We start from the raw sequence: 12,723 nt of genomic DNA, 5'->3' as shown, positions 1-12,723 counted from the left end.
AATGATCGAAGCGAAAGATGTGGCGAAAGAATTCACCCTGCATAATCAGGGCGGCACGGTTCTCAGGGTGATGGAGGGCGCGTCGCTGACGGTCGCGCCCGGCGAATGTGTGGCCCTGACCGGGGCGTCGGGGTCGGGCAAATCGACGCTGATGCGGATGATCTGGGGCAATTACCGCACCGATCATGGCACGATCCGGGTTGCAGGCACCGAGGTCTCGGGCGCGGAGCCGCGTGCGATCATTGCGCTGCGCCGCGATACGCTCGGCTATGTCAGCCAGTTCCTGCGCGTGGTGCCGCGGGTGCCGACGCTGACCGTGGTGGCCGAGCCCTTGCTGGCGCTTGGTGTTCCCGTGGATGAGGCAGAGGCGCGGGCGCGCGATCTCTTGACCCGGCTGAAGATCGGGGAACGGCTGTGGTCGCTGTCGCCGACGACCTTTTCCGGCGGTGAACAGCAGCGGGTGAATATCGCGCGCGGCTTCGTTCATCCCTATCCGGCGCTGCTGCTGGATGAGCCGACCGCGAGTCTGGACGCCGCCAACCGCGAAACCGTACTGCGCCTGATCGAAGAGGCCAAGGGACGGGGCGCTGCGGTGCTGGGGATTTTCCACGACGAGGACGCGCGCGACCGGCTGTGCGACCGGCAGGTGGATGTGACCGTGTTCACGCCGGACCGCGCTGCATGAGGGCGCGCCGGATCGCTGTCGTCGGCCCGTCCGGGGCGGGCAAGGACACGCTGATGCGCGCCGCCGCATCGGCGCTGCCTGAGATCTGTTTGCTGCGGCGCGCCATCACCCGGCCTGAGGATGCAGGCGGGGAGGATTTCGAGGGCGTCACCGAGGCCGAATTCGCCCGCCGTCAGGCCGCTGGCGACTTCGTGCTGAACTGGGATGCGCATGGTCTGCGCTACGGCGTGCCGCAGATGCAGGGGCAGGGGGTCTGGCTGGTCAACCTGTCGCGCCGGGTGCTGCCGGAGGCGGCGCAGGCGCTGCCCGGTCTGGCCGTGATCCATGTCACCGCCGCGCCGGAGGTGCTGGCCGCGAGGCTGGCCGAACGCGGACGCGAAACAGCCGAGGACATCGCCGCCCGCATTGCCCGTGAGGCTGAATTCGACGCAGCGGGTCTGCCCGTTATTACCATCGACAATTCCGGCGCATTGGCGGATGCCGAAGCCGCATTCATCGCCGCCGTTCAGGAGCTTTCATCATGATACTCGCGAATGCCGATCTCGTCCTGCCCGACCGCGTCATGCGCGGCGCGCTTCGTTTTGAAGGCGAGATGATCGCTGAGATGACGGAGGGCGAGAATGTTCCCCCCGGTGCCGTCGATTGCGGCGGCGATCTGGTCATTCCGGGGCTGATCGAGCTGCACACCGACAATCTCGAACGCCATATGCGGCCGCGCCCGCAGGTGGACTGGCCCCATGAGACCGCCATTCTGGCCCATGATGGCGAGCTTGCCTCCGTCGGGATCACCACGGTGTTCGACGCGCTTCGGGTCGGCTCTATCTACGGGTCGTCCAAGGGCTATGCGCCCTATGCGCTTGCTCTGGTGAACGAGATCAACGGGCTGACCGCGCGGCAGGCGACCCGGATCAGTCATTTCATCCATCTGCGGGCCGAGATCTGCTCTGAAACCCTGGTCGAGGAGATGGAGGCGTTTGGCGAGGATCATCGCGTCCGCCTCGTCAGCCTGATGGATCACACGCCGGGGCAGCGGCAATTCCGCGACATCACGAAGCTGGAGGAATACGAAAAGGGCAAGCACGGTCTCAGCGACGCCCAGTTCGAGGCGCATGTCGCGCGGCTGATGGAGCTGCGCGCCCGGATCGGTGACCGGCATGAACATGAGGCGGTGCGCATCGCGCAAAAGCTGAGCGCGACGCTGGCCAGCCATGACGACACCACGGCGGAGCAGGTCGGCGTCAGCGCCACGCATGGCGTGCAACTGGCGGAGTTTCCGACCACGGTGGAGGCCGCGCGGGCCAGCCATGCCGCCGGGATCAAGGTCATCATGGGCGCGCCGAACCTGATCCGGGGCGGCAGCCATTCCGGCAATGTCGCGGCAGAGGAACTCGCCCGCGCCGATCTTCTGGATATTCTGTCCTCCGACTATATCCCTTCCAGTCTGCTGATGGCGGCGTTTCGTCTGGCGGATATCTGGGACGATCTGCCAAGGGCGATTGCGACGGTGACGGCGACGCCTGCCGATGCGACCGGGCTGACGGATCGCGGGCGCATTGGCGAGGGGCTGCGGGCCGATCTGGTGCGGCTGAGACCGACCGGCCAGACCCCGCATGTGCGCGGCGTCTGGTGCAAGGGGCGACAGGTCGGCTAGGCGGCTTGGCGGGGCAGGGATCGCTCAGGCCAGCGGTGACTGCCAACCCTCCCCCGACCAGATCCCCCGCAGGGAAAACCGGTGATCCAGCAGCACCGGCACCGGGCTGAGACCGGGTTTGAGCCGTCCAAGACCGTCCAGCCCGATGGCCCTCGCTGGCTCTGACGTTGCCATTGCAAGGGCGCGGGCCGGGTCGGTCCCGACATCCTCCACCACCACCGAAATGGCCCGATCCATCCGCAGATCGGCCCCGGCCAGTGTTCCATCTGCAAGCGTCAGCCGCCCGTTCTCGCGCCGGATCAGCCTGTCGTTCAGCCTCATTTCCGTGGCATCCGACCCGGCAAAAGCCATGCAGTCGGTGACGAGGAATATCCCCTCCGTCCGCGCCGCAAGTGCGGCCTTCATCGCCGCCGGATGGACATGGATACCATCCGCGATCAGCCCGGCATGTGGCGCGTCACCCGCCAGAACCGCCCCGGCGAGACCGGGGCTGCGATGGCCCATCTGGCTCATGGCGTTGAAAAGATGCGTGGCCGCGCGCGCCCCGGCGGCAAACGCGGCCTGCGCGGCCTCGTAGCTGCAATCGCTGTGGCCGAGGCTGACGACCGCCCCCGCCCCCGACAGCGCCGCGATCTGCTGGGGCGTCACGGCCTCTGGCGCGAGCGTGACCATCAGCACCGGTAGGGCTTGGGCCGCGTCGCACAGGCGGTGCAGGTCGGCGTCATCCATGGGCCGGATCAGCGCCGGATCGTGCGCCCCCTTGCGCCTCGGGTCCAGATGCGGGCCTTCCAGATGCAGGCCTAGGAAGCCGGGCGTTTCGTCCTCTGCCGCCGCGATCCCGGCAGCGATGACCTGCGCCGTCGCCTCTGGAGTGTCGGTGATGAGCGTCGGCAGCACGCCCGCGCAGCCCAGCCCTCGATGCGTGGCGCAGATATGGCGCAGCGTGGCGAGGTCGGTCTGTCCATCGACCATCCGCCCGCCACCACCATTGACCTGAAGGTCAAGGAAACCCGGCGCGATAATGCCGTCCTGGTGAATGTCGGCGGGTCCGGCTTCGGCAATGGGCAGGATCGCCGCGATCCGCGCCCCCTCCATGACGATGGCGTGGCCGGTCAGAAAGCTCTGCCCGTCGAATATGCTGTCAGCGCTCAGAACCTGTGTCATCCGATCCCCCGGTGTTCCTGCGTTGACATCACGCGCCTTGCCCCGCAGCCAGCATCTCCGCCGCCATGCTGACCGCCCCGTCGAGACTGCCGCCAAGCGCGGGCCGGACGGGCCATTCATCGGCAAGCCTCTCAGCATAGAACGGGCCGAGGCCGCCGGTAAACACGACCGGCATCGCCGCGCCGTTCTGGATTTTTTGCAGGCAATCGCGGACATGATCCGTCGCCTTGTCGAAAATCCGCCGCGCCGCCGGGTCGTCCGATCCGACGATGCGGCGTGCAAAAACCGCGAAATCGGCGGGGCGGGCGGTATTGCCGAATTCGATGATCCCCTCGAACCCGCCCAATTCGCGGAGCATATCCTCCATGAGCGGGGTCAGTTCGGTGAAACCGTCATATCCGCGCAGCGTCTCGTGCAGCAATTCGCGCCCCATGACCGCGCCGCTGGCGTCATCGCCCAGCAGAAACCCGCGTCCGCCGCGCTGTCGGATTTGGCCGCCGCGCTGCTCTGCGTAGACGGAGCCGGTGCCGATTGCCGCCAGAATACCGTCCATCTCCCCAAGCGCCCCACGGGCGGAGGTCACGGCGTCATTGACGATCTGCACGCGCGTAAAGGGCAGGCGGGATATCAACCGCGCAGCTGCCCCGGTCATCTCGCCACCGGCAAGGCCCAGCACGGCGCAAAGCGCCTCCGGGCGAAGGTCATGACCTGCCAGAGCCTGCCGCATTGCTGTCATGATACTGTCAGCCGCCGCCTCGGTATCGGTGTTGATATTCGCCGGCCCGCCCTCGCCACGGCCCAGAACCTCGCCACCCGCCGTGGCAAGTGCGGCGCGGCAGCCGCTGCCGCCACCATCGACCCCAAGGACATACTGCATCTTCTGCCTCCTCGGTCCCAGATATCAAAATCGGGCGGGGAGGGAAGCGATACTCACCCGGTTCCCGGTGATTGAACGAAAAACGGGGCCGCGAACGGCCCCGCCGGAATGGTTCGCCGCCGCAGTTTACTGCGGGATTTCGGCGTCGATGCCTTCGACGTAGAAATTCATCTGCGCCAGATCCTCGTCACTGGCGGTTTCGCCTTCCGCCAGCCAGACGGAGCCATCCGCCTTGTTCAGCGGCCCGGTGAACGGGTGATATTCGCCCGAGGCGATGCTGTCCTTGACCGCGAGTGCGGCGTCGCGGACCTCGGCGGGAACGGCCTCGGTGATTTCTCCGATCTCCACCTCGCCTTCGGCGATACCGGCCCAGGTGCCTTTCGATTCCCATGTGCCATCCAGAACCGCGCCGACCCGTTCGATGTAATAGGGCGCCCAGTTGTCGATGATCGACGACACCCGCGGGCTCGGCTTGAACGCCGCCATGTCGCTGGCCTGACCGAAGCCGATGGCACCGGCCTCCTGCGCCTTGGCGAGTGGGGCTGTGGAATCGGTATGTTGCAGGATCACGTCCACACCTTCCGCGATCAGTGCCGCCGCGGCCTCGGCCTCTTTCGCGGGGTCGAACCAGCTATAGGCCCAGACCACGCGCATCTCTACGTCCGGGTTCACCTTCTTGGCGTGGATATAGCTGGAGTTGATGCCCTGAATGACCTCCGGGATCGGGAAGGAGCCGATATAGCCGATGGTGTTCGATTCCGTCATCATCCCGGCAATCGTGCCCATCACGGCGCGGCCTTCGTAGAAACGGGCATCATAGGTCGCGACATTGTCGGCGCGCTTGTAGCCGGTGGCGTGCTCGAACTTGATGTCGGGGAATTTCTCCGCAACGGCAATGGTGGCGTCCATAAAGCCGAAGCTGGTGGCGAAGATGATGTCATTGCCAGCCAGTGCAAGCTGGGTCAGCGCCCGCTCGGCATCCGCGCCTTCCGGCACGCTTTCGATATAAGTCGTCTCGATCCGGTCGCCATATTCGGCCTCCAGCGCCTGACGCCCCTGATCGTGCTGATAGGTCCAGCCGCCATCGCCGACCGGGCCGACATAGATGAAGCCGACCTTCAGCGGCTCGTCCTGGGCGAGCGCGGGCAGGGCGCTCAGCGCGGTCAGCGTGGCGGCGGTTGCTAGGAAAGTTCTGCGCAGCATGGGTCGTACCTCTCTGTTGTCGTGCAGTCTGTCTTAACTGGTTGCGTGGAAAATCTGGCCGAGCGATCCCGGCGCGGCGCTGCCGCGACGTCGGGCCGATATGATAACGAGCGCGATGATCGTCGCAAGATAGGGGGCCATTGCCAGAAGCTGCACGGGCACATTGACCCCTGCCGCCTGAAGCCGGAGTTGCAGCACCGTGACACCACCGAACAGCCATGCGCCCGCCAGCACCCCGATGGCGCGCCAGCCGGAGAACACCACAAGTGCGAGCGCGATCCAGCCAGCGCCCGCCGTCATCCCCTCGGTCCATTGCAGCACCGTCGCGATGGAGATATAGGCCCCGCCGATCCCGGCCATGGCCCCGCCAAAGCCGATTGCCGCCAGCCGCACCAGCCGGACCTTATGGCCAAGCGCGTGCGCCGCATGGTGGTTCTCGCCCACGCCGCGCAGCACCAGACCGGCGCTGCTGCGATTCAGGAACCACCAGATCGCCACCACCATCACCAGCCCCAGCCAGACAATCCAGTGAATGCCCAGCGGTCCGGCCGTCATGGAGGGTGCCTTGACCCCCTCATAGGGTTTGCCGAACAGCGCCGTCAGCCCCAGCCCGAACAGCGTCAGGGCAAGACCGGATGCGACCTGATTGGTCAGCAGAAACTGGGTCAGCACCCCGAAGATCAGTGAAAGCGCCGCCCCGCCAAGTGCCGCCATCGCAAACCCGAAAGCGGGGCTGCCGGTTGCATGGGCGGCGGCGAACCCGGCAAGCGCGCCGGTAATCATCATCCCCTCAACGCCGAGATTGAGAACCCCGGACCGCTCCACGATCAACTCGCCAAGCGCCGCAAACAGGATCGGCGTCGCGGCGGAGAGGATCATCACGATAAGCACGCTCAGGTCGATCATGCCGCCACCCTCCGCCGGATGCGATAGCGCGTCAGCAGGTCGAAGGCGAGCAGATAGAACAGCATCATGCCCTGAAAGACCTGCACGGTGGCAAATGGAAGCTGCATGATCATCTGCGCGATGTCCCCGCCGATATAGGTCAGGGCCATCAGCAGCCCGCCCAGCACGATGCCGACCGGGTGCAGACGGCCCAGAAACGCCACGATGATCGCGGTAAATCCGTAGCCCGATCCGAAACTGTCGGTGATCTGACCGGCGGGGCCCGATGCCTCGAACAGCCCGGCCATCCCGGCGAGCGCGCCTGACAGGCCAAGGCAGAAGGCGACGAGCGCCGAGGGTTTGACGCCCGCAAATCTCGCCGCGCGCGGCGCTTCGCCAGCGGCGCGGATATGCAGGCCCCTTATATGGCGCGACATCAGCACCCAGATCGCCAGCACGGCGACGGCGGCGGCGATGACGCCCCAGTGAATGCCGGTGCCGGGGATCATCTCCGGGTTGGCGGCGGCGGGGTATTGCGCGAGGTTGCGCGATCCGGGCATGCCGAACCCCTCCGGGTTGCGCATCGGGCCGAAGGCCATCCATGCCGCGATCCGTTCCGCGACATAGACCAGCATCAGCGAGACGAGGATTTCCGAAGCCCCGAACCAGTTGCGCAGCATGGCCGGGATCATCCCCCATGCCCAGCCACCTAGCGCACCTGCCATCACCATGGCCGGAAATATCCACCAGCCCTCTGCCGGATAGGCGGCGAGCGCCACGGCAGCGCCGGTGATGCCGCCGATGATGTACTGACCTTCCGCCCCGATATTCCAGATCCCGGCGCGGAACCCGACCGCAAGGCCGGAGGCGATCAGGATCAGTGGTGCGGCCTTGACCAGCAATTGCGGGCGCGAATAGCTGGCCGAGGCACCGAATAGCGGATCCCAGAAGATCGTGCGGATCGCGCCGAGCGGGTCATAGCCCATCAGCCCGAACAGAATGCCGCCGGTAATCATGGTGGCGATCACGGCGAGGATCGGCGTCGTCAGTTGCCAGATCAGCGGTGTGTCGGCACGGGGTTCAAGCTGCCACATGCGCCGCCTCCATCCCATGTGCGCCGCCGAGCATTAGGCCGATCTCCTCAAGGCTCAGCCCATCGGTCGGGCGCGGATCGGACAGCCGCCCCTCGTTCAGGGCGCAGAAACGATCGCCGAGTTCCAGCAACTCCTCCAGATCCTGACTGATGACGATGACCCCCGCCCCGGATGCCGCGAGATCGAGCAGCGCCTGACGGATCGCGGCAGCGGCACCGGCATCGACGCCCCATGTCGGCTGGTTGACCACCAGAACGCGCGGATTTTGCATCACCTCGCGCCCGATGACGAATTTTTGCAGATTGCCGCCGGAAAGCGCCCTCGCCGCCGTCTCCGGCCCCGGCGTGCGGACGTCGAATTCTGCGATCACCTTCTGCGTATAGGCGCGGGCATCGGCGCGCCGTATCATTCCGCCCGGTGCCAGTTCCTGCCGGGTCGCTGCCGTCAGGATGGCGTTATCGGTCAGCGAAAACCCTGGCACGGCGGCATGGCCCAGCCGGTCCTCCGGCGCGGCGAGCAGACCGGCTTCGCGGCGATGATTTGGCCCTCGCCGCGACAGGTCGTGCCCGTCCAGCGTGACGGTTCCTGCGGGTGAGCGCATCTCCCCCGACAGTGCCGCCAGCAGCTCCTCCTGCCCGTTCCCGGCCACGCCACCAATCGCCAGCACCTCGCCCGCCCGCACCTCCAGCGACAGGTTCTTGAGCGAGGTCGAATCCGGGTCCGGCGCGTCCATGCTCAGATCGCGGACCTTCAGCAGCACCTCCCCCGGACTGCGGCCTGACCGGTCGATGTCGCGCATCTCCCCGCCGACCATCATCGCCGCCAATTCGCGCGCCGAATGATCGCGGGGGTTGCAACTGTCCACCACCAGCCCGCCACGCAGGATCGTGGCCCGGTCGCAATGGCTGCGGATCTCTTCGAGCTTATGACTGATATAAAGGATCGAGGTGCCGCCATCGGCCAGCTTGCGCAGCGTGGCAAACAGGATCTCCGCCTCCTGCGGGGTCAGCACGCTGGTGGGTTCATCCATGATCAGCAGCCGTGGGTGACCCAGAAGCGCCCGGATGATCTCCACCCGCTGACGCTCACCCGCCGACAGATCGGCCACCCGGCGATGCGGGTTCAGCGGCAGGCCGTAATCCTGGCTGAGCCGTGTGATCTGTTCCGCCAGTTCCCGCCGCTTTGGCGGGTTGTCGAGGCCAAGCGAGATGTTCTCCGCCACGGTCATTGCGTCGAACAGGCTGAAATGCTGGAACACCATGCCCACGCCCGCCATGCGCGCGGCATGTGGATCGGCGGGGGCAAAATCCTGACCCGCGAGCACCATCCGCCCGGCATCGGGCCGCACCAGACCATAGATCATCTTGACCAGAGTCGATTTGCCCGCCCCGTTCTCCCCCAGAAGCGCGTGAATATCGCCCGCCCGGATCGCAAAGCTGATCTCGTCATTGGCCTTCACGCCGGGATAGGTCTTGCTCAACCCCTCGGCGCGGAAAATGGCAGTCTCGGTCAAGTTGCAGTTCCTGTTGTTCTTGGCCCTGATTTACGCAGATTAAGCCGCGACGGGCAATTGCGCTTTCAGTCAGCACGACTTAGCTTCGCCTCATGCCGGAAAATCAGCCCCGATTCATTCACCTTCGCACCCATTCCGAGCATTCGTTGCTGGAAGGCGCGGTCCCCGTCAAGAAACTGATCGAGCTTGCCAAGGATGCCGGGATGCCGGCGGTTGCGCTGACCGATACGAACGCGATGTTCGCGGCGCTTGAGTTCAGCGTCAAGGCGGCGGGCGAGGGGGTGCAGCCGATCATCGGTTGCCAGTGGACGCTGCGTGTCGGCGATCACTACGGCCCGGTCGTGGCGCTCGCCCAGAACCGGCAGGGCTGGCTGAACCTGATGGCGCTGTCCTCCGCCATGTATCTGCGCCGGGGCGGGGCGCCCTTGCATGTCACCGAGGAAGAACTGACCGAGCGCGCGGACGGCCTGATCCTGCTGACCGGGGGCGCGGAAGGCGCGGTCGGCAAGCTGATCCAGTCGGGCGATCCGGCAGGGGCGGAGGCGCTGCTGCGCCGGTTGAAGGACGCATTCGGCAACCGGCTTTATATCGAACTGACCCGGCACAAGGACGAATCCGGCAGGCTGATGGCGGCGGAGGCCGCGACCGAGGACGGTTTCATCCGTCTCGCCTATATGCTGGAACTGCCGCTCGTCGCGACGAATGATGTCTATTTCCCCAAACCCGAGATGTATGAGGCGCATGACGCGCTGATCTGCATTGCCGAGCGCGCCTATGTCGACCAGTCCCAGCCCCGCCGCCGCCTGACCCCGAACCACGATTTCAAAAGCGCGGAGGAAATGGCGGTCCTGTTTGCCGATCTGCCCGAGGCGATCGAGAACACCGTCGAGATTGCCCGCCGCTGCGCCTTCGCCGTCAGCCGTCACAAGCCGATCCTGCCCCGCTTTGCCGATGACGAGGTCGAGGAGCTGCGCCGTCAGGCGAAAGAGGGGCTGGAGGAGCGGCTGAAACTCATCCCCCATGCCGTCAGCGTCGAGGAATATCACAAGCGGCTGGATTTCGAGCTGGGTATCATCGAAGAGATGGGCTTTCCCGGCTATTTCCTGATCGTTGCCGATTTCATCAAATGGGCCAAGGATCACGATATTCCGGTCGGGCCGGGCAGGGGGTCTGGCGCCGGGTCTCTGGTGGCTTATTCGCTGACCATCACCGATCTCGATCCGCTGCGTTACAACCTGCTGTTCGAACGCTTCCTGAACCCGGAGCGGGTCTCCATGCCCGATTTCGACATCGACTTCTGCATGGACCGCCGCGAAGAGGTGATCCGCTACGTTCAGGATAAATACGGCGCGGAGAAGGTCGGCCAGATCATCACCTTCGGTGCGCTGCTGTCGAAGGCTGCCGTGCGCGATGTGGGCCGGGTGCTGCAACTGCCCTTCGGTCAGGTGGACCGGCTGTCGAAGATGATCCCGGTCGAGGGCGTCAAGCCCGTCAGCGTCACCAAGGCCATTGCCGAGGAACCCCGCCTGCGCGAGATCCGCGACAAGGAGGAGGTCGTGGCCCGCCTGCTGGATTATGCCGCCAAGGTGGAGGGGCTGTATCGCAACGCCTCCACCCACGCCGCCGGGGTGGTGATCGGGGATCGCCCGCTGGATCAGCTTGTCCCGCTCTACCGCGATCCGGCGTCAGAGATGCCCGCGACGCAGTTCAATATGAAATGGGTCGAACAGGCCGGGCTGGTGAAATTCGACTTTCTGGGCCTGAAAACCCTGACCGTCATTCAGAACGCCGTGGACCTGATCAATAATGGTGGCAGGCCCCTGCATATCGCCGCCGACGGTCGCCAGCTTTACGACCCGCCCGAGGGCGCGGACAATCAAATCAACGCCATCCCGCTGGATGACAAGGCAAGCTACGACCTGTTCGCCTCTGCCCGCACCGTGGCCGTGTTTCAGGTTGAAAGCTCGGGCATGATGGACGCGCTCAGGCGGATGAAGCCGACCTGTATCGAGGATATTGTGGCGCTTGTGGCGCTCTACCGTCCCGGCCCGATGGAAAACATCCCGACCTATTGCGAGGTGAAGAACGGGCAGCGCGATCTTGAACCGCTTCACCCATCCATCGACCATATCCTTGAGGAAACGCAGGGCATCATCGTCTATCAGGAACAGGTGATGCAGATCGCGCAGGTCATGGCGGGGTACTCCCTTGGCGGCGCGGACCTGCTGCGCCGCGCCATGGGCAAGAAGATCGCCGAGGAGATGGCGAAGGAACGCCCGAAATTCATCAAGGGCAGCGTCGAAAACGGTGTCGAAGAAAAGAAGGCCGGAGAAGTCTTCGATCTTCTGGAGAAATTCGCCAATTACGGCTTCAACAAATCCCACGCAGCGGCCTATGCCGTGGTCAGTTATCAAACCGCTTGGCTGAAGGCGAACCACCCGGTTGAGTTCATGGCCGGGGTGATGAACTGCGATATTCACCTGACGGAGAAGCTGGCCGTCTATAAGCGCGAACTCGACCGGATGGAGATTGAGGTGGTGCCGCCCTGTGTCAACCGCTCGGGCGCGACCTTTACCGTCAGCGAAGGCCGCATCCACTACGCGCTCGGTGCGCTGAAGGGTGTAGGTGTCGAGGCAATGCGTGGCATTATCGAGGCGCGTGGAAATGAACCCTTCGCCGATCTGGTCGATTTTGCCCGCCGTGTCGATCTGCGCCGTGTCGGCAAGCGCGCGCTGGAAATGATGGCGCGGGCCGGGGCCTTCGATCTCCTGGACGACAACCGCGCCCGGGTGATGGCGAGCCTGGACGGGCTGGTGGCGTTTTCCGGGGCCAGCCATGATCAGGCGGCGTCGAACCAGTCATCCCTGTTTGGCGGGGGCGAGGATCTGCCGCCGCCGCGCCCGGTGCTGGCGCAGGTCTGGCTGCCATCCGAAAAGCTGGGGCAGGAACATCAGGCGATCGGGTTTTACCTGTCCGGCCATCCGATTGACGACTACCTGCCCGCCCTGCGCCGGATCGAGGTCAACACGCTGACGGAGATCAAGGCCGCCGCCGCCTCCGGCCCGCTGGTCACCTATATCGCCGGGACCGTCTCCAGCCGGCAGGAGAGGAAATCAGCTAGCAGTGGCAAGCGCTTTGCATTCGTCGCGGCTTCGGACCCTACGGGGCTTTACGAGGCGGTCGTTTTCTCGGAGCAATTGGAGGCGAGCCGCGACCATCTCGAACCCGGCAGCAATGTCGTCATGCAGGTGCAGGTCGAACCGCAGGGGGATGAGGTCAAGATGCTGGCCCGCTCCATCGTGCCTCTGGAACAGGCGATTGCCAATGTCGGCCCGGCGGAGCTGGTGCTGGAGGTCAGCGACGCAATGGATTTCGGAGGGCTTCAGGACACGCTGGCCGGTCTGGACGCGGATCGGGGCCGGCGCGGCAAGCTGATCCTGCGCATCCATGAAAGCGATCAGGCCTATGATGTGGAGGTCGCGGATCGCGCCCCCGTCGGTCCCGCTGCGCGCCAGCGCCTTCGCGTCGTGCCCGGCGTTCTGGACGTGATCGAGCAATAGCGCGCCGCACGCCACATATCCGCGCCGGAACCGAGGTTGAATTTCAGCGCCGGGGAACACAGTTTCCGCACAGGCATATCATTCCAAAGGG

The 12,723-nt window shown here is 65.3% G+C and carries 10 protein-coding genes; 4 read left to right on the top strand and 6 right to left on the bottom strand.

The features are described 5' to 3' along the window. Position 1 precedes the first annotated feature (1 nt). Genes phnL through PAF12_RS08735 form a run of 3 tightly spaced genes read left to right on the top strand, consistent with a single transcriptional unit; the run spans position 2 to position 2,336 of the window. The gene (phnL, locus tag PAF12_RS08745) at positions 2-685 is read left to right on the top strand and encodes a phosphonate C-P lyase system protein PhnL (protein ID WP_271106557.1); all 684 of its coding nucleotides are present in this window, start codon (positions 2-4) and stop codon (positions 683-685) included. Then, positions 682-1,209: a phosphonate metabolism protein/1,5-bisphosphokinase (PRPP-forming) PhnN gene (phnN, locus tag PAF12_RS08740; protein ID WP_271106556.1), complete on the top strand. Its 528-nt coding sequence runs from the start codon at positions 682-684 to the stop codon at positions 1,207-1,209. Before phnL ends, phnN begins: the two co-directional genes overlap by 4 nt. Then, positions 1,206-2,336, top strand: coding sequence for an alpha-D-ribose 1-methylphosphonate 5-triphosphate diphosphatase (locus PAF12_RS08735; protein WP_271106555.1), 1,131 nt, complete (start codon positions 1,206-1,208; stop codon positions 2,334-2,336). Before phnN ends, PAF12_RS08735 begins: the two co-directional genes overlap by 4 nt. Positions 2,337-2,360: 24 nt before the next feature. Here the strand turns inward: PAF12_RS08735 and nagA are convergent, their stop codons facing one another. The 6 genes from nagA to PAF12_RS08705 form a co-directional block, all read right to left on the bottom strand. Then, positions 2,361-3,500: an N-acetylglucosamine-6-phosphate deacetylase gene (gene nagA, locus PAF12_RS08730; RefSeq protein ID WP_271106554.1), complete on the bottom strand. Its 1,140-nt coding sequence runs from the start codon at positions 3,498-3,500 to the stop codon at positions 2,361-2,363. A gap of 28 nt (positions 3,501-3,528) precedes the next feature. Continuing rightward, positions 3,529-4,377 carry a BadF/BadG/BcrA/BcrD ATPase family protein gene (locus tag PAF12_RS08725; protein ID WP_271106553.1) on the bottom strand — a complete coding sequence of 283 codons (849 nt, stop codon included), beginning with the start codon at positions 4,375-4,377 and terminating at the stop codon, positions 3,529-3,531. A gap of 126 nt (positions 4,378-4,503) precedes the next feature. Further along, positions 4,504-5,580 carry a BMP family ABC transporter substrate-binding protein gene (locus PAF12_RS08720; RefSeq protein ID WP_271106552.1) on the bottom strand — a complete coding sequence of 359 codons (1,077 nt, stop codon included), beginning with the start codon at positions 5,578-5,580 and terminating at the stop codon, positions 4,504-4,506. 33 nt (positions 5,581-5,613) lie between these two features. Continuing rightward, positions 5,614-6,486 (bottom strand): ABC transporter permease, encoded by an 873-nt coding sequence (locus tag PAF12_RS08715; RefSeq protein WP_271106551.1) that lies wholly within the window; start codon positions 6,484-6,486, stop codon positions 5,614-5,616. Then, positions 6,483-7,559 carry an ABC transporter permease gene (locus tag PAF12_RS08710; RefSeq protein ID WP_271106550.1) on the bottom strand — a complete coding sequence of 359 codons (1,077 nt, stop codon included), beginning with the start codon at positions 7,557-7,559 and terminating at the stop codon, positions 6,483-6,485. The genes PAF12_RS08715 and PAF12_RS08710 overlap by 4 nt, the downstream gene beginning before the upstream one ends. Then, positions 7,546-9,072 carry an ABC transporter ATP-binding protein gene (locus tag PAF12_RS08705; RefSeq protein WP_271106549.1) on the bottom strand — a complete coding sequence of 509 codons (1,527 nt, stop codon included), beginning with the start codon at positions 9,070-9,072 and terminating at the stop codon, positions 7,546-7,548. Before PAF12_RS08705 ends, PAF12_RS08710 begins: the two co-directional genes overlap by 14 nt. Before the next feature lie 92 nt (positions 9,073-9,164). Between PAF12_RS08705 and dnaE the strand changes: the two genes are divergently transcribed. Beyond that, complete coding sequence (gene dnaE, locus PAF12_RS08700; RefSeq protein ID WP_271106548.1) at positions 9,165-12,632, top strand: DNA polymerase III subunit alpha; 3,468 nt, start codon at positions 9,165-9,167, stop codon at positions 12,630-12,632. The last annotated feature ends 91 nt before the right edge of the window (positions 12,633-12,723 follow it).

Origin of the sequence: Paracoccus sp. SCSIO 75233 (assembly GCF_027912675.1) — a bacterium.
In the GTDB taxonomy this organism is placed as follows: domain Bacteria; phylum Pseudomonadota; class Alphaproteobacteria; order Rhodobacterales; family Rhodobacteraceae; genus Paracoccus.
The sequence above is the reverse complement of the archived record's forward strand: the minus strand, read 5'-3'. Positions and strand labels throughout refer to the sequence as shown.

Excerpts from the sequence above, each read along its gene's own strand:
- phnL (WP_271106557.1), top strand. The coding sequence starts at position 2 with ATGATCGAAGCGAAAGATGTGGCGAAAGAATTCACCCTGCATAATCAG.
- phnN (WP_271106556.1), top strand. The coding sequence starts at position 682 with ATGAGGGCGCGCCGGATCGCTGTCGTCGGCCCGTCCGGGGCGGGCAAG.
- PAF12_RS08735 (WP_271106555.1), top strand. The coding sequence starts at position 1,206 with ATGATACTCGCGAATGCCGATCTCGTCCTGCCCGACCGCGTCATGCGC.
- nagA (WP_271106554.1), bottom strand. The coding sequence starts at position 3,500 with ATGACACAGGTTCTGAGCGCTGACAGCATATTCGACGGGCAGAGCTTT.
- PAF12_RS08725 (WP_271106553.1), bottom strand. The coding sequence starts at position 4,377 with ATGCAGTATGTCCTTGGGGTCGATGGTGGCGGCAGCGGCTGCCGCGCC.
- PAF12_RS08720 (WP_271106552.1), bottom strand. The coding sequence starts at position 5,580 with ATGCTGCGCAGAACTTTCCTAGCAACCGCCGCCACGCTGACCGCGCTG.
- PAF12_RS08715 (WP_271106551.1), bottom strand. The coding sequence starts at position 6,486 with ATGATCGACCTGAGCGTGCTTATCGTGATGATCCTCTCCGCCGCGACG.
- PAF12_RS08710 (WP_271106550.1), bottom strand. The coding sequence starts at position 7,559 with ATGTGGCAGCTTGAACCCCGTGCCGACACACCGCTGATCTGGCAACTG.
- dnaE (WP_271106548.1), top strand. The coding sequence starts at position 9,165 with ATGCCGGAAAATCAGCCCCGATTCATTCACCTTCGCACCCATTCCGAG.